This window comes from Salinispora fenicalii, from assembly GCF_000514815.1.
GTDB lineage: Bacteria > Actinomycetota > Actinomycetes > Mycobacteriales > Micromonosporaceae > Micromonospora > Micromonospora fenicalii.
In genome coordinates this window covers 523,657-546,586 of record NZ_KI911471.1, presented here as the reverse complement: position 1 = coordinate 546,586, position 22,930 = coordinate 523,657, and the positions used below count along the sequence as shown (strand labels likewise).

Here is a 22,930-nt window from a genome sequence, read left to right as displayed (position 1 = left end):
TGCGTCATGTGACTATCCGTCGGATCGCCGCGCCAGCCGTCGTCGTGGCGGTAAGCGCCATCGTCGCTTCGCCCGCTGCACCGGTCACGGCCCACAACCGGACAACCGGCACCGGAGCACCACCATGCCCCACTGTGGAGGTGCCGACCCGGCCGGCTGGCACACCCTCGCCGCCTCCGGTCGGCCCCACCGAAGCGGCCGTCGGCGGATCCGCGTTGGCCACCACCGGGCTGGTCGTGCCGGCCGGAACCCCGGCGGCGCCGGCGGTCACCGCGACCTCCTGGATCGTCGCCGATCTCGGCAGCGGCCAGGTCCTGGGGGGCTGTGGGCCGCACCAGCACCGCACCCCCGCGAGTGTGCAGAAGCTCCTGCTCGCCGCGGCCCTGCTGCCCCGGCTCGACCCGACGACGGTCGTCGAGGTGACCCGCGACGACCTGCACGACCTCGACCCGGCGAGCTCGCTGATGGGGGTAGTCGCGGGCGGTCGGTACACGGTTGAGGAGCTGTGGCTGGGGCTGCTCCTGGAGTCCGGCAACGACGCGGCCAACGTACTGGCCCGGCTCGGTGGTGGTGCTGCCGGCCGGCCGGGCGGGGTGCAGGTGATGAACGAGGAGGCAACGCGGCTCCGGGCCAATCAAACCCACGCGGTGACACCGTCCGGTCTGGATGGCGCCGGTCAGTACACCAGCGCCTATGACCTGGCGCTGATCGCACGGGCCGCGTTCGAACGGGAGGACTTCCGCCGGTACATCGCCACCCGTACGGCGAGTCTGCCCTCCGCACCGGGCCGCTCCGCGCTCGCCCTCACCGGCGACAACACCCTGCTGGGCAGCTATCCGGGAATGCTCGGCGGCAAGACGGGCTTCACCGACCTGGCTCGGCAGACCTACGTCGGTGTGGCCGAACGCGACGGTCGTACGCTCGCGGTGACGCTGCTCGGTGCGGAGAACGCGCCGCTGGGCAGCCTGGGTGAGGCGACGGCGTTGCTGAACTGGGGCTTCGCTCTCGCCCCCGACGAAGCGGTCGGACACCTGGTCACCCCGGATCAGGGGAAGAAGGACGAGAACAAGGACAAGCTGGTCGCCGCTACCGGCGATGAGGGCGGAGCTGGCGCAGGGCCCGGATCGATGGTGTCGGTCGCGGTCGGCGCCGTGGCCGCCCTGGGGACCGTCCTGGTTGGCGTGTTCGCCGGATGGCGGCGGGCCAGTCGACGCATGGCCGGCTGAACGACGCCGTACGCGCGCATCCCCCGACCTCCGCGTCGGGAGCACGCATCCGGCGGGCTACCGGCCGGGACTGCGACCAACCCACCCCGCTCGACAGCGTACGGCGTACCCGGGCCTTGCTGATGCTCGCCGGCTGGCTGATCAACATTGCCGTGGTGGAGTGGGTGCTCCGCCGGAGACCGAGCCCGCCATGTCGCGCCGCTGGTGGCCGAATCGCCACGAACGCGAGGCCGCGAATCGTCCCGGCGGGCGGCCAGCAGGCGCACCCAAGGATCGATAGCAAGAGCGCGGCTCGCCTCGGCTAGCTATAGATCAAGCTAGGGCCGGTATCGCCGAGGCTCCACCCGCCCCCTGCTCCTGCGGCAGTCGCCCTGACGTTGACAAAGCGGAACGGTGATCCGTATAGTTCCGGAACGCCGCTCCGCTTCTGCTGTCCGGGTCCGGCCCGGCGCGAACAAGCCAGGGCAGCTATCCAAACGGAAGGACCAGATGACATGAGTAAGCCGACCCAGCCAGCCGACACGTTCGGCGGGTTCCCCACACCTGTCCTGTCCGTCAGTCCGGTGGTGCTGCCAGCTCCCGGACGCGCCGTTGACCTGCAGGTGCGGGTCTCCGCCCCCACAACCGGAGGTGAGCTTCCGATCATTCTCCTCTCACACGGGCACGGCCCCTCACACCACCTGTCCTCACTAAACGGCTACGCCCCGCTCGCGAACTACTGGGCAGCACATGGCTTCGTCGTACTCCAGCCGACCCACCTGAACTCGAGAACGCTGAACCTGGACCCCAGTGATCCCGAGGCCCCCCTGTACTGGCGGTCACGGGGTGAAGATATGAAGCGCATCCTCGACCAGCTCGACCAGATCGAAGCCGCCAGCGGACAGCTGCACGGGCGCCTAGACCGAGACCGGGTCGCCGTGGCCGGGCATTCGATGGGTGGACACACCGCGAGCCTGCTGCTGGGCGCACGGCTGACCGACCCGCGCGACGGAACGGAGGTGGACCTCTCCGAGCCCCGGATCAAGGCAGGTGTGCTGCTCGCCGCGCCCGGCAGAGGAGGCGAGGCCCTCACCGACTTCGTGCACGACAATTACCCCTTCTTCTCGACCACCGACTTCTCCACAATGACCACACCCGCCCTCGTGGTCGCCGGCGACCGGGACACCTCCGCCCACCTGACGGTCCGGGGTCCGCGCTGGCACACCGACCCCTACTTCCTCTCCCCTGGCCCCAAGTCCCTACTCACCCTCTTCGGTGCAGAGCACGGGCTCGGTGGTGTTTCTGGATACGACGTGGCCGAGACCACGGACGAGAGCCCCGAGCGGGTCGCCGCCGTCCAGCGACTCACCTGGGCCTACCTCCGCACTACCCTCTACCCCGAGGCACTCGCCTGGAAGGAGGCACAGGACGAACTGACCAGCGGGCCCAACCCGATCGGCCGGGTCGAGTCCAAGTCCACGCTCGCACGGTAGCCGCGGCGAGCTACCGCTGCCCCGCCAACGGAGCAGCCGCGAGCTGAGCGAGGGCTCAGGTCGCCCTCGACAGCGCTTCGAAGAGCTCCAGGTGGATGGCGGCGTCGCGCGCGCAGAGGAAACCGATGATGCCCACGATCCAGCCGGTGGTCTCGGCCGCGTTGCGAACCATCCACCGGTTGACCGCCGCAAGTACCGGCTGCACACGTCCGGCCGCGACCAGGCGTGCCGCCAGCAACACGAGTGCGGGCAGCACCATGACGACGCAGTAGCCAGCGAGCACGGCAACGCTCGCGGGTAGCGTCAGCGCGGACGCGCCGAGCAGCCCGATAGCCGCGAGGTAGGGAAGCATCGTGGTGGCCTCCAACGTCACGGCAGCCAGGGCCAGGCCGACCAACGCCGAGGCGGACTCGCGCCCGCTCATCGCCCGTTCGCGCCAGCGCAGCAGGCGACCCGGCTGGGGATCACCCGACCCGCGCTTCCGGCCGATGAACAGGCCGAGACCGAGCAGCCCGATCCCCACGACGAGTTGCGCCACCCGGAACGGCGTAGCTTCCAGCGCGGGACGCACCTCGTCGAGCAGCGCCGCCGCTCCGACGAGCAACAGCACGCCCAGCACGAGATAGCAGGCGGCGACCGTGGCAAGGAAGACCAGCAGCCGGCTCGGGCGCAGCCGACCCGGCGCCAGCATCATCCAGATCGGGATGAGCAGCGTTCCGAAGCTGGTGCTGTCTATCAGGGCCAGGACGACGAGCGATCCGATCAGGGCCAGGTCCACGGCGCTCTCCCCCTCCGAGTCACAAGTGCGATGCTCAGGCGAGATCGCAACAGGGCTGTATGGCCCACGCCCTTGGGCACGGCCCGGTCTTACCGGCCCCACCCATGTTGCACCACGATCGGAGGGCAAATGGATGAATGCTTCTTCGGTGCCAATGCTGCTGGCCGCTAGGGTGCCAGCGTAAGTTCCGCTGTCGAGCTACCCCACGGGCGAGACCGACGCCAAGGCTCGACCCGGGCTGCCGCGAGCAGGTGTCTTCGACCGGAATAGATCGAGGCGGGTGCGCCGTCATGAATTGACCAACATGGACGCACCAGCTCCGCCGGTCCGAACACAGTCGGCGCAGTCTTTCGGCGGTGACCAGGGGCTGCCGGCGCAGTCCCTTCGGCGGTAGGCCAGGCACCGGCAGGCTGCTGGGCGGGCGCGGGGTATTCCTGCGCCCATCCATGAGGGCAACTCGACGGCGAGCGGCATCGAACCGCCTGATCGCGGCAGGACAACGCTCGGTCGCCCGCCCGGTTGCCCCGGCGTGCCCGTTCACGGCTGAGCAGATCGGCCAGGCACCGCGCGGTCTCCCTCGCGCACCGACGGCACCGACGGCACCGAAGTGTTTGTGGAACTCATGGTGACGCAGGACCTCGATGAAGTTGATCTCCGGTAGGACCACCCTCACATCAAAGGTCCTGCGGCATTTCGCTGCCGCGACGTCCCAGCCGATCCGGACAAGCCGGACCGTTACCTACCGCACTGGCCTCGTTGCGCGGAATGGCTCACTGAAGTCACTTCAACAGCTTGTCATCTTCAAGCCAGATGAACTTAATCAATCGACCGTTACAGGTGAAAAGGATTCCGACTCGGATTAGATCCACATCCACGTGCTCTTCGGTGAGCAGGACCGACAGCTCTCCCGCGTCGGGATGTGTGGCAGGGATGAAGAACGTGGACCCTTGGAACGCCGACCCGCCACTCTGACGGTCGTCCATTACTGGAATATCCCCATAGTGACGTGCCGCCCTATCCGCCAACCCTGATGACCCGAAGGAAAAACCGTCACCTTGATACGCCCTCACCCGCATGAACCCAGAGTGAGTCACATAGACAATGAAGCTACAGTCGGTGGCTGGCCATCGAGTCCGCTGCTCGTCGGTCCATTCGGCCACCACCAGCACGTTCTCTCCTGGCGGAATTCCCCCAGACGGGTACGGGGACAGCTCAGCCCACGCCTGCTGCGCCTGGTCAGCGTTCAGCACACGAGCTGAATAGGCACCCTCCATTCGAACGTCAATGGCGGACCAAGCACCCACCCATCCAGCCACCGCGACGACCGAAGCGACAACCAGCGTGGTGATCACCGGCACCCAACGACGATGCGCACGCATGACGGAAGTCCGTTCTCTGAAGTTCTCATGGCTCGCGTTCGGGACCCTACATCGACCTACCCACGCAGACCACACCGGAAATGCGCTAACCGGTCGAACAGACCATGCCACCTGCGGCGACCCAGCTACTCAAAGCGGGACGGGTCCCCCGCGCCACGACGTAGCACCTCCGGCTCGTCGCCCGACAGGTCAACCACGGTCGTCGGGTCCTTGCCGCAGTCCCCTGCGTCCACCACGCCGTCGAGCACGTGGTCCAGCCGTTCCTTAATCTCCCACCCCTGGGTCAACGGCTCCTCCTCCCCGGGCAGGATCAGGGTGCTGGAGACCAACGGCTCACCGAGCTCGGCCAGCAACGCCTGGGCGACGGCGTGGTCGGGCACCCGCACTCCAACGGTGCGCTTCCGCGGATGCAGCATCCGGCGCGGCACCTCGCGGGTAGCCGGCAGAATGAAGGTGTAGCTGCCCGGGATACAGGACTTGACCAACCGGAACACCGCGTTGCTGATCTGCACGAACTGACCCAGCTGCGCGAAGTCCCGACAGACCAACGTGAAGTGGTGTCGCTCGTTGAGCCGGCGAATATCACGGATCCGGTCCAGCCCGTGACGATCGCCCAGCTGACAGCCGAGCGCGAAGCAGGAATCCGTGGGATAGGCGACCAGGCCACCGTTGCGGACCAGCCCGACGACCTGCCGCAGGGTCCGGGGCTGAGGGTTGTCCGGGTGCACGTCGTAGTACCTCGCCATGCGCTGAGCCTAGTAGCCCAAAAGTGTGCCGCCGAGGTAGCCCGGTGCTGGCCCAGCGTTTAGGGTCCGGTCGTGCCCGTCAACCCCGCGGTGGTCGATGCTCTCCGGGACGACCCCACCGCCATCTCCCTGCGCCCCTCGCTCGACCTCTCGTACGGTGACCCCGGTCGCGCCGCCGCCATGGACCGCTTCCACACCCAGTTTGTCCGCTCCGACGACCTCGTCTTCGACATCGGGGCCCACGTCGGCGACCGCACCGCCAGCTTCCGCCGGCTGGGCGCCCGGGTGGTCGCCGTCGAGCCGCAACCACTCTGTGCCCGGAGTATCCGAGCCCTTTACGGCGACGACGATCAGGTGACCGTGGTGAAAACGGCGTGCGGGGCGGCGAGCGGCCACCTTGAGCTCCACATCAACTCGGCCAACCCCACCGTCTCCACCGCATCACCGCACTTTGTCCGGGCCGCCGACGGTGCCGAGAACTGGCAGGGGCAGGTCTGGGACGCACGGGTGACCGTTCCGGCCACCACCCTCGACCTCCTCATCGCCGAGCACGGCCTCCCTGCCTTCGTCAAAGTCGATGTGGAGGGCTTCGAGGATCGCGTCCTCGCCGGATTGAGCCACCCGCTGCCGGCGTTGTCGTTCGAGTTCACCACGATCGAGCGGGCGGTGGCCCGCCGGGCCCTCGACCGCACCGTCGCGCTCGGCTTCACCCGCTTCAACCTGGCCCTCGGTGACGCCATGGCGCTGGCCGAGCCGGTCTGGCTCGGCGCCCCGGCGCTGGCCACCCTCCTGGACGCCCTGCCGCACTCCGCCAACTCCGGTGATGTCTACTGTCGTAGCTGAGCTCACTGTGGACCACAGCACTACCCGCGATCCGCCAGCAACCGGGCGAGGAGATCGACGCCGAACACTATCTCGACCGCCGCCCCGGACGACCCGAGCGGGCCGCCGCTGCCACCCGCTCGCGCAGGTCGGCCAGCTCGGGGCTGACCGTGACGGTGGGCGGGACCGGTTTGTTCAGCCGTCGGGCTGGCTCGGGCAGCCACGCCAGGTCAGCCTCGAACCGGTCCCGTGCGGCGCGGACCGCCTCGGCCGCGGCAGCGGTGTCGAGCCGCCGTCCGGCACGCATGACCGGTACGAGCAGCGGCTCCCGACCTGGTGGCAACGCTTCGGCGTGCAGCCCGAGGAGGTCGCCGTCGGTGCCGGTGGGGTCCCGGAAGACCTGTTTCGCGCCCGGCAGGGTGACCTTGCCCGACGACAGCTTCACCACCGGCCGGTCGCCGTAGCTGACCAACTTGTACGCGCTGTCCAGGGACGGCACGTCCGCGGAGACCCCCATCCTGGTGCCGACGCCGTACCCATCGATCGGGGTGCCGGCCGCGACCAGCCCCGCGATGACCTCCTCATCAAGGCCCCCGCTGGCCATGATCTTGACATCGGTCAGGCCCGCCGTGTCGAGGATCTCGCGGGCCTGCCGGGCCAGCGCGGCCAGGTCCCCGGAGTCCAGCCGGACCCCCGCCGGACCGCCCCGGCCCAGCTCGGTGAGGACATCAACGGCGGCCCGTACGCCGGCGGGTGTGTCATAGGTGTCGACCAGGAAGATCGGATTGTCCGGGAAGTCACTCGCGAAGGCGCGGAAGGCTGCCCGCTCGTCCGGGAACGCCTCCACGTACGAGTGGGCCATCGTGCCGGACGGTCGCAGCCCGTACTGGCGGGCAGCCTCCACGTGACTGGTCGCGGCGAACCCGACGATCGCGGAAGCCCGGGCCACGCCGGCACCCGCCGCCAGCCCATGGGTACGGCGGAACGAGAAGTCGATCAGCTCCGCGCCATCGGCGGCGAGCCGACACCGCGCCGCCTTACTGGCGATCGTGGTCTGAAAGGTGATCAGGTTCAGCAGACCGGTCTCGACCAGCTGTGCCTCGGCGAGCGGCGCCGTGACCTCAAGCAGCGGCTCGTCGGCGAAGACGATCCGCCCCTCGGGCACTGCCCGCACGTCTCCGGTGAACCGGAGCGGGGCCAGCGCCGCCAGGGCCGACTCGTCGAATCCATGAATATCCCGCAGGTACGCCAGCTCGTCGTGCGCGAACGAGAAGGTCTCCAGGAACGTCAACGCCTCGTCGAGTCCGGCGGCCACCAGGAAGCCCCGGCGGTCCGGCAGCCGGCGGGAGAAGAGGCTGAAGGTGGCCGATGCCGTCAGGTCGTGGCGCAGATAGCTGACGGCCATCCGAAGCTCGTAGAGGTCGGTACGGAGCCCGGTCATCTCGCCTCCTCCACGGGTGTGTCCGGACCGTCCGACACTGGGCGGTCCGGACACCACCAACTCTGATCGAAGCCGAGTCGGCATGTGCCGGGAACGGCACATGCATCGCCAGACGTGTCGAGCAGCTCCGAATCAGCGCAGTCGGCGGGCAGTGAAGCCCGGCGGCGGGCTAGCGATCGACTCCTGGGCCGCGATCAGCTGCAGCTCCCGGGTACCCGCCGCCAACGTCGCCTCGAAGATCCGGAAGATGCTGGCGCTGGTGCGCTCCAGCGCGGTCGCGGGCGAGTCAGTGCTCCACAGGTGCGCGAGGTAGAGCGCGGCCGTGACATCACCGCCACCGTTCGGGCTGATCGGCAGCATCGGGGTGGTCACCGCCCAGGCGCCCTCCTCGGAGACGGCCACCAGCTCAAGCTGCTCCTCCGGCAGGTCCCGGTGGAGCACGCTGGTGACCAGTACGTGCCGTGGCCCGGTCGCCCGCACCTTGTCGACCGCCGCGAGTAGCTCCGCCAACGTCTCGGTCCGACCGCCGGCGAGATATTCCAGCTCGAACTGGTTGGGGGTGATGATGTCCGCGTTCGGGACGACCGCGTCCCGCAGGTACTCGGGGATGCCGGGGCGAGCGAACATCCCCCGACCCACATCCCCCATCACCGGATCGCAGCAGTAGACGGCGGCAGGGTTGACGGCTTTCACCCGACGGACCGCGTCGATGATCACCTCACCCATCGCCGGGTCGCCCTGGTATCCGGAGAGCACCGCGTCGGCTTCGGCGAGAACTCCGCGATCGGCGATGCCCGCGATGACCTCGGCGACATCCGCAGGTGCCAGCAGCGGCCCGCGCCACGCACCGTAGCCGGTGTGGTTGGAGAAGTGGACCGTCAGTACCGGCCACACCTCGTGCCCGAGGCGTTGCAGCGGAAAGACGGCGGCTGAGTTTCCGACGTGGCCGTAGGCGACCGATGACTGGATAGACAGGATTCGCACCCGACCATCATCGTGGTTGTGGTTGCGCCAGTTTCCACTACCCCCGCCCTGACGTGCCCGTTCAGCGGGAGAGCTGCGGGGTGGAGGTAGTATCACAGCAGCTCAGAAGGGGGGCCCGACATGTCCGACTCTACCCACCATCGGCCCGCACACGGCGTCGGCCGTCCGGACAACGTAGGCGACCCACTGCTGTGGGGGCTGGCCCTCAACGTGGCCGACGCGCACCAACCGGAGGCTGCGGGCACCGCATGTGTGAACCTGCTCTGCGCCGGTCAGGTCTGGCCCTGCACCGCCTGGCAGTCCGCCCAACGCGCGCTCCGGGTGGCCCAGACCCCAGCCGGGCAGCGGACCGGCGTCCCATCGGGAGGGCGAACGGACGAGTGGAGCACACCCCACACCCGCCCGCCGCTTCCCGCCGCGCCGGAGCAGCAGCACCACCGCGACATCGCCGCCTGAGCACCGGTCGCCCCGCGGCGACCGGTGCTGGTGTGGCGCACCGCTACCTGCGGCACCGCTACCGGGAGGCGCCGGCACTGCCGGCGCCTCCCGGCGATGCGGATCAGAGGGTACGAGCGAGACGCTCGGCAAGGATCCGAGTGAAGCGGGACGGGTCGGCCAGTTCGCCCCCCTCGGCGAGCAACGCCATTCCGTACAGCAGCTCGGCCGTCTCTTTCAGTGATTCCTCGGTGACACCTTGCTCCCGAGCCTTGCGCAACCCAGTGACCAGCGGGTGCGTCGGGTTCAGCTCGAGGATCCGCTTGACCTGCGGCACCTCGTGCCCCATGGCGCGATACATCTTCTCCAGCGTCGGCGTGATGTCCTGCGCGTCACCGACCACGCAGGCCGGTGAGGTGGTCAGCCGGGCGGAGAGGCGAACCTCCCGGACCTGGTCAGCGAGCGCACCACCCAGCCAGGTGAGCAGGTCGGCGTACTCGGTGCGCTGACGTTCCCGTTCGGCCTCGGCCGCTGAACGCTCCTCCTCGGTGTCCAGGTCAACCTGGCCCTTGGCGACCGAACGCAGCGTCTTGCCCTCGTACTCGCCGACCCGCTCCACCCACACCTCGTCAACCGGGTCAGTGAGCAGCAGCACCTCGAAGCCCTTGGCCCGGAACGCCTCCATGTGCGGCGAGTTCTCGATGGTGGTGCGGTTCTCGCCGGTGGCGTAGTAGATGTCGGTCTGGCCGTCCTTCATCCGCGTGACGTAGCCGGCGAGGTCGGTCGGCTCGGCCGAATCGTGGGTGGAGGCGACGGAAAGAATCTCCAGGAGCGAGTCCCGGTTCTCCGTGTCGTCGATCAGCCCTTCCTTGACGACAGCGCCGAACTCCGTCCAGAAGGTGCGGTACTTCTCCGGCTGGTTCGCCTTAAGGTCCTTGACAGTGGCGAGGATCTTCTTGACCAGGCGCCGGCGGACCACCTGAATCTGCCGGTCCTGCTGAAGTAGCTCGCGGGAGATATTGAGCGACAGGTCGTGCGCGTCAACCACGCCCTTGACGAAGCGCAGATAGCCCGGCATCAGCGCCTCGCAGTCATCCATGATGAAGACGCGCTTGACGTAGAGCTGCACACCACGTCGTCCCTGCGGGGAGAAGAGGTCCAGCGGTGCGTGGGTGGGTAGGAAGAGCAGCGCCTCGTACTCGAAGGTGCCCTCTCCCCGCATGTGCACGACCTCAAGCGGGTCGGCCCAGTCATGGCTGACGTGCTTGTAGAACTCGTGGTACTCCGCCGGCTCCACCTCGTCGCGGGACCGCGCCCAGAGCGCCTTCATCGAGTTGAGCGTCTGCACCTCGGTGGTCGGCTCACCCCCGTCGGTGCCGGGCTGCTCAACCGCCATCCGGATCGGGTGGGCGATGAAGTCGGAGTACCGCTTGACGATCTGCCGAATTGTCCACTCGGCGGCGTAGTCGTGCAGGTTGTCCTCGGAGTCGGCCGGCTTGAGGTGCAGCGTGACCGCCGTTCCCTGCGGAACGTCCGTGGCCGAGGCGATCGTGTACGTGCCCTCCCCGCTCGACTCCCAGCGGGTGCCGTCGGTCGCCCCCGCCTCGCGGGTGACCAGAACAACCCGGTCGGCGACCATGAACGCCGCGTAGAAGCCGACGCCGAACTGGCCGATCAGCTCCTGCGACGCCTCCGCGTCGGCCGACTCGCGCAGCTTACGCAGCAGCTCGGCAGTACCGGACTTGGCGATCGTGCCGATCACCTGGACGACCTCGTCCCGGGACATTCCAATCCCGTTGTCCCGCACGGTCAGCGTCCGGGCATCCGGGTCGACCTCGATCGCGATGTGCAGGTCGGCGGTGTCGACGTCGAGGTCCTTGTCCCGCAGCGACGCCAAGCGCAGCTTGTCCAACGCGTCGGAGGCGTTCGAGATCAACTCGCGTAGGAAGACATCCTTGTTCGAGTAGATCGAGTGAACCATCAGCTGAAGCAGCTGGCGCGCCTCAGCCTGGAACTCCAACGTCTCGCTACTCACGCCGTGTCCTTTCGTCCGCATGTCCGGATCGTCGGCGGACGGCAACGCCCCCGACGACGTGTCGCCCGAAAGGATACGAGCACCTCGTACGGGCCGGGGCGGCGACGCCCCGTGCGGCGGGCCGGATCAGACCCGACGCCGTCCCCGCCCATGACGACGCCGCCCCGGCTCACGACGGGGACGACGGACCAGGCGCACGATCAGCACCACCAGCCCACCCACCCCGACGACGGCCGCGACCAGCAGCGGTCCGAAGCCGGTCAGCCCGTCCGGGGAATCGTCGGCGGCGGGCCGGGCATCGGCGGCCGAGGGCACGGCGGCCGGCGTGGCGGCTGGCGTGGCGGTCGGCGTGGCGGTCAGTTCACCCGGCTCGACGAGGCGGCCGACCGAGGCGGCCGGCGGCAACGCGAAGCCCCAGTCGAGCAGAGCGGCGCCCTGCTCCCAGCCACGCAACGGCCGAGCCTCGGCGCCCAGCAACGTCACCACCAGGCGTCGGCCATCACGCTCGGCTGCGCCGACGTACGTGTGCCGGGCCAGCTGAGTGAAGCCGGTCTTGCCACCGAGTGCCCCCGGATAGCGGTCGATGAGAGAGTTCCCATTCTGGATCTGGAAACCCTTCCTGCCGAGCGCTTCCTGGTCGGGGATCTGGTGAGTCTCGGTCAGCGCGTACCGCTGGAAGGTCGGCTCAGCGAAGCAGGCCCGGGCGATCAGCGCGAGATCGTAGGCACTCGTGAACTGACCTGAACCGTCCAATCCGGATGGTGTGATCGCGTGCGTCTGCCGGGCGCCCAGATGCTCGGCGAACTCGTTCATCGCGCGGATGCCCCCGGCCCGGCCCTCGGCGCCGCCGCCGAGGCGGGCGAGGACATTCGCCGCGTCATTGCCGGATTGCAGCAGCAGGCCAAGCCAGAGCGTCTCTACCGGGTACTGCCCGCCGGTGAGCAGACCGACCGCCGACGAGCCGGGCTCAATGTCCAGATCCTCCTTCGTCACCGTGACCACCTGCTGCGGGTCAAGGTCCGGCAGTAGGGCGGCGGTCAGCAGCAACTTCTGCACACTCGCCGGGGTGGCGTACTCGTGCGGGCCACACGAACCCAGCACCTGACCGGTGTCGAGGTCCGCGACCAGCCACGAGGTCGCGGTCACCTCGGGCGGTTGGGCTTCACCGGCCGGGACCACCAGGCCGGAGGTGGCCAGTGCCGCCCCGCCGACCACCTGGTCCTGCGCCACGGCCGGCGGCGGGGAGGGCCGGGGCGGCCGGGACGGTGTCGACGCCGGCGCGCTGGCCTGCGGGCACGGCACCACCGTCGGCGCGGGTGCGGCGACCGCGGCCGACGTGGGCACCACGACGGGGAGCAACAGGACGCTTGAGGCAGCGGCCAATAGCCGATTACTCACGTCCGGGATCCTAACGAATAAAGATCAGCAAACCGGGCACGGGCAGCACGACCGCCATCGGGTGGCGCGCCGCCCGTGTCCGACCTCAGGTCAACGGCCGCTTGAGGTGATAGCGGTGCACCTCGGTGCTGCCCTGGACGTTGTTCACGTCCTCGGCCGCGGCGACCAGCTCCCACCCATCGCGCCCAACCCGGTTGAGGTGGGCAATCGCGGTGTCACCGTAGGTGGTGACATCTCGGCGAGATCCGTCCGGGCCGTACCAGACGAAGCTGACATGAAAGTTGCGGCCCTGCCCTTGGTAGCGGCGGACCAGCAGTGCGTATTCCCAAGCGACCATGCGCTCCATTATGGGTGTCCATCGAGGACCGCACATGAGGGGGTGGTCACTCGTTGCCATTCTATGAACGCGAAGAGTCAGTGCGTCTTGATCCCATCTCCCTGCCGCGTCACCTCGCCCGCGACGAGGGCCGCGAGCCGGTCCAGCCCACGGTCGATGTCATCCCGGGTGACGGCACTGACCGACAACCGCAGCGCGTGCACCGGCACACCGTCGCCGTAGAAGTGCGCCATCGGGGTCCAGAGCACCCCGTACTCGCGGGCAGAGCGGTGCAGCAACGCGTCGTCCACGGCAAACGGCACGGTGACCACCACGAAGAACCCGCCGGCGGGAACCGTCCAACGCACCGACGAACCGGCCGGGAACCGGCGGCCCAAGCCGTGCACCAGATGGCGCAGATTATCGGCGTAAACGGTGCGCTGTCGTACCGTGGCCGCCAACAGGCTGCAATCGTGGGCGAGTAGCACCCCACCAACCACCGCCTGGGCCAACGGTGAGGTGTTCACCGAGACCATGCTCTTGACCTTGGCCAGCTGATCGGCGAGGAGCCCTCCCCCGCCATCGACATCCGCCACCGACTGGTCGGCCACCACGTAGCCAACCCGTGCGCCGGGTAGCACCGTTTTCGCAAATGATCCCAGGTAGACCACCCGACGATTGGTGTCTAAGGCCTTCAACGTGGGTAGCCGCCGACCCTCCGTGGCCGGAAACAGTCCGTACGGGTTGTCCTCGATCAGCAGCAGCTCCTCCTCGGTGGCCAGGTCCAGCAGCGCCCGCCGGTCGGACAACGAGATGCTGGTACCCGACGGATTGGCGAAGTCCGGCATCAGATAGCAGGCGCGCGGGCGCAGCCCCTCGGCCCGGGCCCGATGCACCTGATCGCGCAGGTCCGCCAGGTCCACCCCGGAGTCCGTCGTCGCCACCGGGCGGACCGGAAAGTCCAGCAGCCGCGCTGCGCCGGTGAGCCCCACATAGGTCGGCGCCGCCGCAAGCAGCACGTCCCGGGGATCGGCACGCAACGCCCGCAGCACCAGGAACATCGCCTCCTGACACCCGACGGTCACCACGATCGCCTCCGGATCGACCGTCATCCCCTCGTCCACAGCGAGGTTCCGGGCGACTAGGTGGTGCACGATCCCCTTGGTCCGCCCGTACTGGAACAGGGTGCGATGCACCTGCCTCGAGTCCTGCCCGAGGTCATCGACCAGGTGCTGCCGAAAGATGTCCAGATACCGGTGCAGCGCCGAGAACTCAAAGAACTCCTCGTACGGCCGGCCAGCGGCGAGCGACACCGCGTCCGGGTAGTCCTGCGCCACCTCGTTGAGGAAGTTCATCGAGTTCAGGGCCGGATCCCCGAGCGCCGGGTGCAGGTCGGCCAGGTGTAAGTCCACGATCACTGCACCGCCGTCGTCCGCAGTTGCCGTGCCGCCGCCACGTCGGCACACCCCGCCAACGTGAGCGCATCCCGGAACTCGTCAGCCAGCAGCGACAGGGCCAGCTCAGCACCGGCCCGGCCACCGGCCGCCAGCGCCCAGAGCAGCGGGCGACCCACCAGGACACCGTGCGCGCCGAGGGCCAGGGCCCGCAACACGTCCACTCCGCTCTGGACACCGCTGTCCAGCAGCACCTCGCACCGGTCGCCCACCGCCTCAACGATCGCGGGCAACGCGTCCACGGTGGCCGGTGCGCCGTCAAGCTGGCGTCCCCCGTGGTTGGAAACCACTACCGCGTCCGCTCCGGCCGCCACCGCGCGGCCGGCATCGCGCGGATCGAGCACCCCCTTGACGATCAGCGGGACCGTGGTCCGCTCCCGCAGCCACTCCAGGTCGTCCCAGCTCACGGCCGGCGCGAAGACCGCACCGGTGTGTGCGGCCACCGCGGACACCCCCGGGGTCACCGTGTGGGCGAGACTGTCACGGCCGGTGGGTAGGTTCGCGGCGACCACATCCGCAGGAATGGCGAACGAGTTGCGTACGTCCCGCAGCCGACGGCCGAGAATTGGCACGTCCACCGTGAGCATCAGCGCGGTGCAACCCGCCGCCTCGGCCCGGTCCAGCAGGTCGGCGACGAGCCCCCGGTCCCGCAGCCAGTAGAGCTGGAACCACACGTCGCCGCCGGCTTGCGCGACCTGTTCGATCGGAACGCTGCCGAGCGTGCTGGCCACATACGGGATGTCCGCCGCGCCGGCCGCAGCGGCGAGGGCTACCTCCCCGTCGGGGTGCAACAGCCGCTGATACGCCATCGGCGCGACCGCCACCGGCAGCGCCTGGCCGGCACCGAGCAGCCGGGCGTCGGTCAGCGGCGTTGGCGAACCGCACAGCACGCGGGGCAGCACGCCAGTCCGGTCCAGGGCCCGTCGATTCGCGGCCAGCGTCGTCTCGGCGCCGCTGCCACCGGCCACGAAATCCCACACCTCCGGCGGTAGCACCGCGCGGGCGAGGTCGGCGAAGTCGGCCAGGGCGACCGGCGGCTCACCGGGCAGCGACAACCGCTCAGCCATTGTCGGCCGCCGTTCGCCGAAGGCGGCGACGCAGGAAGGTCGCGGCCGCTGCCTGAGCCTGCCGGCCCGCTTCGAAGACGCCGGGCATGGTGAAGAAGCCATGAACCATGCCCGCGTACTGGGTGAGGACGGTCTGCACGCCGGCGAGGCGAAGCCGGTCGGCGTACCGTTCGCCCTCGTCGCAGAGCGGATCGTGCTCGGCGGTGATCACGAACGCCGGCGGCAGACCGGTCAGGTCCTCGGCGAGCAGCGGCGACGCAAGGGGATGTTGGGCGTCGGTCGGGTCGGCCAGGTAGTGGGATCGGTACCAGGCGACCGAGCGGCGGTTGAACAGCAGCGGATCCTCGCCGCCGGGCGGCTCGATCGTCTGGTCGGTGTTCGGGTAGACCAACAACTGCGCGACCAGCCGGGGACCCTCCTTCTGGGCCAGCAGCGTGACCGCGGCGGCCAGGTTGCCGCCCGCGCTGTCCCCGCCCACCGCGAGCCGCTCCGGGTCCGCGTCGAACTCCACTGGATGTGCCGCGATGTGGCGCAGGGCGGCGTGACAGTCGTGCACGGCCGCCGGAAACGGATACTCCGGAGCCAGCCGATAGCCGACAGTGATCACCTGGCAGGGCACCGTATTGGCTAGTCGCCGGCAAACCCCGTCCGCGGTATCGATGCTGCCCAGCGTCCACCCTCCGCCGAAGAAGTAGAGCAGTGTCGGCAGCGGCCCGGTCCCGGCGGGACGATACACCCGGACCGGAATATCACCGGCCGGTCCGGGTACGCGCGTATCCCGTACCTCGTGAACCGGCTCGACCGGGCCGGAGCCGGCCCGGATTGCGGCGAGGTCGGCCGCGCGGGCCTCAGCGAGGGTCTGTGTGTATAGCGGTGGGGTACCGGCCGCTGCGCGGCTCGCCCGGTACGCCTCAGCCTCCGGATGCAGGCTCATCGGTGCACCCTTGTGCCGATTGGTCGCTCACTCACGGATGCTCCCTTCCCCCCGGGCTGACCGAGAGTTTGTCGATTCCACGCAGGAAGAGGCTGCCGCTGTACACCGGCTGCTCCAGGATTCGCAGCCGGGGGAACCGGGACAGCAGCCGAGGCAGCGCCAGCCGGCCCTCCAGCCGGGAGACGGCGGCGCCGAGGCAGTAGTGCAGGCCGAGGCCGAAGGCCAGCGAAGGCGGTCCCGGCCGCCGGGGATCGAACCGGTCCGGTTCTGGGAAATGGGCCGGGTCCCGGTTGGCGGCGGCGATCAGCAGCAGAACGTTCTGGCCCTGCGGGATCGACACTCCGCCGAGCACCGTGTCCCGGGGCGCGGTGCGGGCCAGCAGGTGCACCGGCGTCTGCAGCCGCAGAATCTCGTCCACGGCACCAGCGGCCAGCTCCGGGTCGTTGGCCAGCGCAGCCGCCACCTCCGGATGCGCCAGCAGCACCGGTAGGCCGTTGCTGAGTAGGTAGACGGTGGTGACGAAGCTGGCGTTGAAGAGCACGACCAGGTTGCTGATCAACTCATCCTCGGTCAACTCGACACCGCCCGCGTCGACCGCCTCCACCAGCCCGCTGATCAGATCATCGCCCGGCGTTCGACGACGACGCGCGAGCAGTTCCCGATAGAAAGCCCGCAGATCGGCCCCGGCGGCGTTCGCCGCTGCCAGCCGCTCCGGTGTCTTGCCGGCCACGTCCAGAAACTCGTCGATCCGGTCGACCCGCTCCCGGTACCAGGCCAACTCGGTCGCGGGAATCCCGATGAACTCGGCCATCACCCGAGCTGGCAGCGGGTACGCGAACTCGGCGACGAAGTCCACCTCACCCGGCCCAACATCGGCCATCCGGTCCAGCAGTTCGTCGGTCACGCGGTTGATCACCGGTTCCAGGGCACCGAGCCGACGCGGTGTGAAGGTGCCGGCGAACACGTGCCGCATCCGGCCATGATCGGGAGGGTTGATGAACATCATCGACGACTGGAGGGTCCGGAGTATCTCCTGTTCCGTCCAGTCCGGTGGCGGTTGCTTGAACCACTCCGGGTCCCGCAGCACCGCGGCGACCAGGTCATAGCCGACGGCCACCGCGGCGACCCGCTGACGCTCCGGTCGCGGCGCCAGGGCGGCGATCGCTCCCTGCGCATGGAGGTTGGCGTAGACGGGATAGGGATCCTGCCGGCCCTGCGCGCTGTAGAGACGGGCTAGCAGGTCTTCGACGTCCAGCACGGCACCTCCCACGATAGGGTGGTTCGGGCGACGGATTTCTCCGCCGCCCGAACCGATGTCACAGACCGAGCAAGCGCAACGACACCGCGCCGGCCATTGCCTCGTTGCCGGCGTCGTTCGGGTGAATATGATCGCCCGAGTCGTACGCCGGCAGCAACCGGCTGGGCTGCTCCGGGTCACGCAGCACCCGATCGAAGTCGACGACCCCGTCGAACTCCTTGCTGGTACGCAGGTACTCGTTCACCGTCTGCCGGGTCTCTTCCTTCTCCGGCGTCCACACACCCGGCTCACCGTGACCCTCGTAAGGCGTCAACGTGCCCACCAGGCTGCGCAGGCCACGTGCCTTGACCTGCTGATTGATCTGCCGGAGCGAAGCAATGATCGCCTCGGCGGAGTCGTCGGACATCCAGATGTCGTTGATACCCAGGTGTGTGATCACGGCCTGGGCATCGTTCTGGGCGAAGATGTCCTCATCGAGCCGGGCGAGCGCGTTCGGCCCCAACTCGTTGTAGCCGGGGAAGCCGCCTGCTCCCGACTCCGTACCCTCGTGGTTGAGCCGGTTCCCGGCGAGACTCATGTTGAGCACGGCCGGGGTCCGGGAATCCGGGCGGGCGTCGATAAACCGGTCGGCCAGCAGATCCGGCCAACGCTTGTTGGCGTTCAGCGTGCTGCCGTTGCCGTCGGCGATCGAGTCACCGAAGACCACCACCGAGCCGGGGCTCTTGCGGCGTTCTACATCGACACCGGACAGGAACAACCAGCAGCAGTCCGAGAGCCTCCTCAGACCGGCACCGGTATCCGAGGTGAGATCCTCGTCGCCGATGAAGCTCGTCTGGCGAGACGTGCCGTGGAAGGTCACCAGGCCGGTCAGGACCGGGTAGTAGACCGAAACCACCAGGTCCTGCTGGTCACCGATCGGGAAGTCGATCGGGTCGCTGATCAGCTCGGCGCCCTGGTTCATCGTCGCCGAGGTTGACCCACCGAACGTGAGCTCCCGCAGCGTACTCGGGTCGATGTCGGACAGATCATCGGGGGTCGTCTCGTCCGGCCGAGCGATTGTCGCCCGACCGATCTGGATGTCCTTCTCGCCGTACATGTTGCTGAGTCGGACCCGGACCGCCGACCCACCCACGGTGGTGTGCACGATGTTCCGGATCGTCTGGTTCTCAAAGCCCGTGTTGGTCGGGCCGCCCGAATTTCCCCCGGCCACCGCGGTCGCCCAACTCGCGGACCAGGTTTTCTTGCCGTGCCTTGCTACTTCGGGCGATTCCGCGTTCGCTACCACGCTGGGCGTACCCACCATAAGTAGCGCCGCGGCAGCCGCCACGAAATGCCATTTCTTCGGGGTCGACATTGAACCTCCATTGTTGGCAGCCCAGCGTCTGGCCCGGCCACTGCCGGGCTCAACTGGGCGTGCTGCGGAACGTATCCGCCACCGCGCGGAGGCGTCAATCAACCTGATCGACGTGATCACGTGTCCTGCTGGCCTGGTCGAAGGCCCCCTTCGGCTCGTGTTCATTTCCGTTGGCTGCCCTAGGCTCACAGGTGGTGGCGCGGTCGCCCGCGGCCCGCACCGTGCCCCGGGAACCCACCCTGGGCACATCGCTGTCATGGATGGGGGCGTCCGGATGGGCGACCGACCGCAGCCGGGCTACGTGCACCAGGCATTGGCACTATTCGCCGAGTTCGGCGAACGCGACGCAATCATCGACGGTGCACGAAGGCTCACCTACGCCGACGTGTATGCTCAGGTCCGCGGATTCGCCACAACCCTGCTCCGCCAGGGAATTCGACCCGGCGCCGCGGTGTTGTTGTCGCTCGGCAATCCGGTGGAAGGACCGCTGCTACAGCTCGCGCTGCACCTGCTTGGCTGCCGTACGATGTGGATCGCTCCGGTAACATCCCGCCGTGAGATCAAGGAATTCGTCGAACTCGCCCGGCCCGACGCCCTGCTCTACGACGCCCGTGACCCGGCCAACATCGGTGCGGAGCTGGCCGCGGAGCTGAGTGACCGGCCGGTGCTCCGCCTCGGCGTCGACCTGATCCCCGCACCCGCCGCCGCTGACCTGCCCACCCAGGTACCGGCGGCGGAATCGCTTCTGCAAACCTCCGGCACCACCGGCACCCCGAAGCTGGTGCGACACCAGGAGAGCTTCTACGTCCAGGCCCTCACCCTGGCCGCTGGCTTCCGTACCGCCGGGTTGCCGCTGCTGCGGCACCTGTCCTACTCCCCGATGTGGCTGGCCAGCGGCCAGATCACCACCCTGTTCAATCTCTTCACCGGCGGCGTGCTCTTTCCCCGGGAGGGCTGGGACACGGCGGAGTTCATCCGAACCGTGCCGGCCGAGCGGATCACCTCCACCTTCCTGACCCCGCCGATGCTCTACGAAGTGCTCGATCACCCCGCCCTACCCGGGGTCGACTTCTCTTCAATGTTCATGTTCAATGTGGGCGCCGGACCCGCCGCGCCGACCCGGCTGCGTCAGGCAATCACTCGGTTCGGTCCAGTCCTGCGGATCGTGTACGGGCTCAGCGAAGCGGTGGTGGTCACCGCGCAACCGGGCTTGACCGAGGATCCGGCGCATCCGGAACGACTGCGCTCCTGCGGCAAGCCGTACGGCGACGTGCGAATCGAAATCCGCGCGGCAGATGGGACGGTACTGCCTCCGGATGTAGACGGCGAGGTCTGGGTGCAGACGGCGCTTCGCTTCGCCGGCTATCACGGCAACCCGGAGTTGACCGCGGACACCCTGGTAGACGGCTGGGTCCGCACCCGCGATGTCGGCCATCTCGACGCGGACGGCTACCTGTACCTGGTCGACCGACTGCAGGACCGGATCCTCACTCGCCGACGTAGCTGGCCGATCTACTCCCGGCCGATCGAGGACGCGCTCGCCGGGCATCCCGACGTCCGGGCGGCGGCGGTGATCGGCGTGCCCGACGCGGTCGCCGGTGAGCTGCCGTACGCCTACGTGGTGCCGAGGCCCGGTGCGACGGTTTCCGGCGCGGAGCTGATCGACGTCGTGACCGCCGCGTTGAGCGACACCTGGGCACCTGGCGGGGTGGAGTTCGTAGCCGCGCTGCCCCTGAACCGCTCCAACAAGATTGACAAACGCGCCCTGCGGGCGCGGTACGCGGCCAGCCACCCGTCGACCGTCGAGCACCCGGAGGCATCGATCGGTCGTCACACGTGACCGCACGGCGAGAACTGGTCGCGCTCGTCGGTGCTGACCTGCTGTCCAACCTCGGCAGCCGAATCTCGATTGTCGCCATTCCCTGGCTGGTGCTGGAGACAACCGGTAGCCCGGCGAAGATGGGGATAGTCGCTGCCGCCGAGACGCTGCCCTACCTCCTCTCCAGCGGCCTCGGCCCCCCGTTGGCCGACCGGATCGGCCTACGCCGCACCTCGATCCTCGCCGACCTGGGTAGCGCCGCGCTCATGGTGGCAGTGGCACTTACTCCGTGGCTCGGCTTCGGCGCACTGCTGATCCTGGTGGCCCTGGTGGGCACGCTGCGCGGAGTCGGCGACCGAGTCAAGCACGTGATGTTCCGCCCAGCCGCGGAAGCTGCCGGCGTCCGGTTGATCCGGTTAACCTCGACCTACGACGGGCTGTCCCGGCTGATGACCCTACTCGGGGCGAGCATTGGTGGCCTGCTCATCTGGTGGCTCGGCGCCACCCTGGCGATTCTCGTTGACGCGGCGACCTTCGCGGTCTGCGCGCTGCTGATTTCCACCTTGGTGCGCCGCAGCACCGGTAGGCCGGCCAATTCGGTGCCGGAACGCTATTCGCAGGCACTCGCCGGCGGCCTGCGGTATCTCCGGCAGGACCGGATGGTGCTCACCATGCTGCTGGTGATCTCCGCACTGAACATGGTGGTAAACGCGAGTATCGCGGTCTACATCCCACTCTGGGTAGCAGACGTGTTGGGTAGCCCGGCCGGGCTGGGGCTGGTGCTTGGTGCTTTCACCACCGGATCCCTGCTGGGCAACGTGCTGTTCACCAGCTTTGGCTCGCGGCTGCGCCGGGACCTGACCTTCGCGATCGGCGCCGCGGCGAGTGGCCCGCCCCGGCTGCTGGTCCTGGCCCTCAGCGACAACCTCACGGTGGTGGTCGTGGTGACCTTCATTTCTGGAATCGGCATCGCCGTGGTCAACCCACTGCTCGGGGTCGCGCTCTACGAGCGTCCCCCGGCCGAGCTCCAGTCCCGGGTGATCGGGCTGGCCGGTGCGCTTGCCTTCGCCGGCCTACCCCTGGGCGCCCTGCTCGGTGGCGCGTCAGTCACCACGCTCGGCCTGGAGCCTGCGCTGCTGACCGCGGCCCTGTTCATCTTCACCGTTACCACTGTTCCCCTCGCCGCCGTCCTGCGCCGGATGCGGACGGAGACGCCGTTGGCCAACCCCGCGAATCAAGAGCAGATTTCCGCTTAGCACCCCGGCGCCGGCTGCGCTAACGTCCGATCATGACAGCGACGCGAAGCGAAGCCACCGATCCCTACTGCCTGCAGGAGCAGGAGAGCCAGACTCTGCTGCAGGGGCATCCGTGGCGCCGTTTCGTGGTGCTGGGCGACAGCGTCGCGGAGGGGCTCTGCGAGCCGGTTGACGGCTACCCGGATGTGCAGTTGGCCGATCGGATAGCCGCCGAGCTACGAGCTCGGGCGCCGGAACTCGCCTACCTCAATCTTGGGTTGCGCGGGCTGCGGGCATACCAGGTCCGGGCCAGCCAGCTCGGCCCGGCACTGGAGTTCAAACCGGATCTCGCCCTGGTCATCTGCGGTGGCAACGACGCGTTCCGGCCCAGTTTCGACGCCGAGGCGGTGGACGCCGAGATCACCGGGATGGTCGAGGCGCTACAGCACGCCGGGGCGACGGTCATCACGGTGGGGATATTCGACGTGTCGCACAGCCCCGCCGTGCCCGAGGCGCGTCGCGCCGGCCTCGGTGTGCGCCTGCGCCGGCTGGCCGAACACACCCGCGTGGTGGCCAGTCGGCTGGGCACGGTCCACGTGCACCTGACCGATCATCCGCTGACCGCTGACCCCTCCATCTACAGCAGCGACGGCCGGCACGGAAGCGCCCGCAGCGACGCCATCGCCGCTGCGGAGACGCTCCGTTGCCTCGCGCACCATCTCGGTTCGGCGAACGCTGACCGCAGCGGTCTGCCCTGACGGGCCGACCGGCACCGAA

Annotated in this window: 20 protein-coding genes; 7 read left to right on the top strand and 13 right to left on the bottom strand. The window is 68.7% G+C overall.

The window, feature by feature from the left end; all coding sequences use genetic code 11:
* Positions 1-8 precede the first annotated feature (8 nt).
* Entirely contained in the window at positions 9-1,226 is a 1,218-nt protein-coding gene (locus B116_RS0120465; RefSeq protein WP_027661173.1) for a D-alanyl-D-alanine carboxypeptidase family protein, read from the top strand.
* A gap of 494 nt (positions 1,227-1,720) precedes the next feature.
* Entirely contained in the window at positions 1,721-2,698 is a 978-nt protein-coding gene (locus tag B116_RS0120455) for an alpha/beta hydrolase family protein (protein ID WP_027661171.1), read from the top strand.
* A gap of 55 nt (positions 2,699-2,753) precedes the next feature.
* Here B116_RS0120455 and B116_RS0120450 read toward each other — a convergent pair whose 3' ends face one another.
* From B116_RS0120450 to B116_RS0120440, 3 genes are all read right to left on the bottom strand, one after another.
* A complete protein-coding gene (locus B116_RS0120450) occupies positions 2,754-3,476 on the bottom strand; it encodes a GAP family protein (RefSeq protein WP_027661170.1) in 723 nt (240 codons plus the stop codon).
* 779 nt (positions 3,477-4,255) lie between these two features.
* Positions 4,256-4,834 (bottom strand): hypothetical protein, encoded by a 579-nt coding sequence (locus B116_RS28440; RefSeq protein WP_223874628.1) that lies wholly within the window; start codon positions 4,832-4,834, stop codon positions 4,256-4,258.
* A gap of 146 nt (positions 4,835-4,980) precedes the next feature.
* A complete protein-coding gene (locus B116_RS0120440) occupies positions 4,981-5,601 on the bottom strand; it encodes an L-threonylcarbamoyladenylate synthase (protein ID WP_018720188.1) in 621 nt (206 codons plus the stop codon).
* Positions 5,602-5,673: 72 nt separating this feature from the next.
* Between B116_RS0120440 and B116_RS0120435 the strand changes: the two genes are divergently transcribed.
* The gene (locus tag B116_RS0120435) at positions 5,674-6,444 is read left to right on the top strand and encodes an FkbM family methyltransferase (protein WP_027661168.1); all 771 of its coding nucleotides are present in this window, start codon (positions 5,674-5,676) and stop codon (positions 6,442-6,444) included.
* 67 nt (positions 6,445-6,511) lie between these two features.
* On the opposite strand, the gene B116_RS0120430 is transcribed toward B116_RS0120435, so the two are convergent.
* Positions 6,512-7,864, bottom strand: a complete 1,353-nt coding sequence (locus B116_RS0120430; protein ID WP_027661167.1) for a nicotinate phosphoribosyltransferase — start codon at positions 7,862-7,864, stop codon at positions 6,512-6,514.
* A 132-nt stretch (positions 7,865-7,996) separates the two neighbouring features.
* Entirely contained in the window at positions 7,997-8,848 is an 852-nt protein-coding gene (gene pdxY / locus B116_RS0120425) for a pyridoxal kinase PdxY (protein WP_027661166.1), read from the bottom strand.
* A gap of 120 nt (positions 8,849-8,968) precedes the next feature.
* On the opposite strand from pdxY, the gene B116_RS0120420 reads away from it, so the two are divergent.
* Positions 8,969-9,304 carry a hypothetical protein gene (locus B116_RS0120420; protein WP_027661165.1) on the top strand — a complete coding sequence of 112 codons (336 nt, stop codon included), beginning with the start codon at positions 8,969-8,971 and terminating at the stop codon, positions 9,302-9,304.
* A gap of 103 nt (positions 9,305-9,407) precedes the next feature.
* On the opposite strand, the gene htpG is transcribed toward B116_RS0120420, so the two are convergent.
* The 8 genes from htpG to B116_RS0120380 form a co-directional block, all read right to left on the bottom strand.
* A complete protein-coding gene (htpG, locus tag B116_RS0120415; RefSeq protein ID WP_018720183.1) occupies positions 9,408-11,318 on the bottom strand; it encodes a molecular chaperone HtpG in 1,911 nt (636 codons plus the stop codon).
* A gap of 126 nt (positions 11,319-11,444) precedes the next feature.
* Positions 11,445-12,716, bottom strand: a complete 1,272-nt coding sequence (locus B116_RS0120410; protein ID WP_027661164.1) for a D-alanyl-D-alanine carboxypeptidase family protein — start codon at positions 12,714-12,716, stop codon at positions 11,445-11,447.
* A gap of 85 nt (positions 12,717-12,801) precedes the next feature.
* On the bottom strand, positions 12,802-13,062 hold the full coding sequence (locus B116_RS0120405; protein WP_018720181.1) for a hypothetical protein: 261 nt from the start codon (positions 13,060-13,062) through the stop codon (positions 12,802-12,804).
* Between the two features lie 68 nt (positions 13,063-13,130).
* A complete protein-coding gene (locus B116_RS0120400; protein ID WP_027661163.1) occupies positions 13,131-14,498 on the bottom strand; it encodes an aminotransferase-like domain-containing protein in 1,368 nt (455 codons plus the stop codon).
* Entirely contained in the window at positions 14,447-15,553 is a 1,107-nt protein-coding gene (locus B116_RS0120395; protein WP_027661162.1) for an alpha-hydroxy acid oxidase, read from the bottom strand. The genes B116_RS0120400 and B116_RS0120395 overlap by 52 nt, the downstream gene beginning before the upstream one ends.
* The gene (locus tag B116_RS0120390; RefSeq protein WP_027661161.1) at positions 15,546-16,487 is read right to left on the bottom strand and encodes an alpha/beta hydrolase; all 942 of its coding nucleotides are present in this window, start codon (positions 16,485-16,487) and stop codon (positions 15,546-15,548) included. The genes B116_RS0120395 and B116_RS0120390 overlap by 8 nt, the downstream gene beginning before the upstream one ends.
* Positions 16,488-16,518: 31 nt before the next feature.
* Positions 16,519-17,745 (bottom strand): cytochrome P450, encoded by a 1,227-nt coding sequence (locus tag B116_RS0120385; protein WP_027661160.1) that lies wholly within the window; start codon positions 17,743-17,745, stop codon positions 16,519-16,521.
* A gap of 58 nt (positions 17,746-17,803) precedes the next feature.
* Positions 17,804-19,072 carry an SGNH/GDSL hydrolase family protein gene (locus tag B116_RS0120380; RefSeq protein WP_026321346.1) on the bottom strand — a complete coding sequence of 423 codons (1,269 nt, stop codon included), beginning with the start codon at positions 19,070-19,072 and terminating at the stop codon, positions 17,804-17,806.
* A 301-nt stretch (positions 19,073-19,373) separates the two neighbouring features.
* On the opposite strand from B116_RS0120380, the gene B116_RS0120375 reads away from it, so the two are divergent.
* The 3 genes from B116_RS0120375 to B116_RS0120365 are packed head-to-tail and all read left to right on the top strand — an operon-like array spanning position 19,374 to position 22,911.
* The gene (locus B116_RS0120375) at positions 19,374-20,939 is read left to right on the top strand and encodes a class I adenylate-forming enzyme family protein (RefSeq protein ID WP_018720175.1); all 1,566 of its coding nucleotides are present in this window, start codon (positions 19,374-19,376) and stop codon (positions 20,937-20,939) included.
* Positions 20,936-22,174, top strand: coding sequence for an MFS transporter (locus B116_RS0120370; protein ID WP_027661159.1), 1,239 nt, complete (start codon positions 20,936-20,938; stop codon positions 22,172-22,174). The genes B116_RS0120375 and B116_RS0120370 overlap by 4 nt, the downstream gene beginning before the upstream one ends.
* Before the next feature lie 32 nt (positions 22,175-22,206).
* Positions 22,207-22,911: an SGNH/GDSL hydrolase family protein gene (locus B116_RS0120365; RefSeq protein WP_027661158.1), complete on the top strand. Its 705-nt coding sequence runs from the start codon at positions 22,207-22,209 to the stop codon at positions 22,909-22,911.
* The last annotated feature ends 19 nt before the right edge of the window (positions 22,912-22,930 follow it).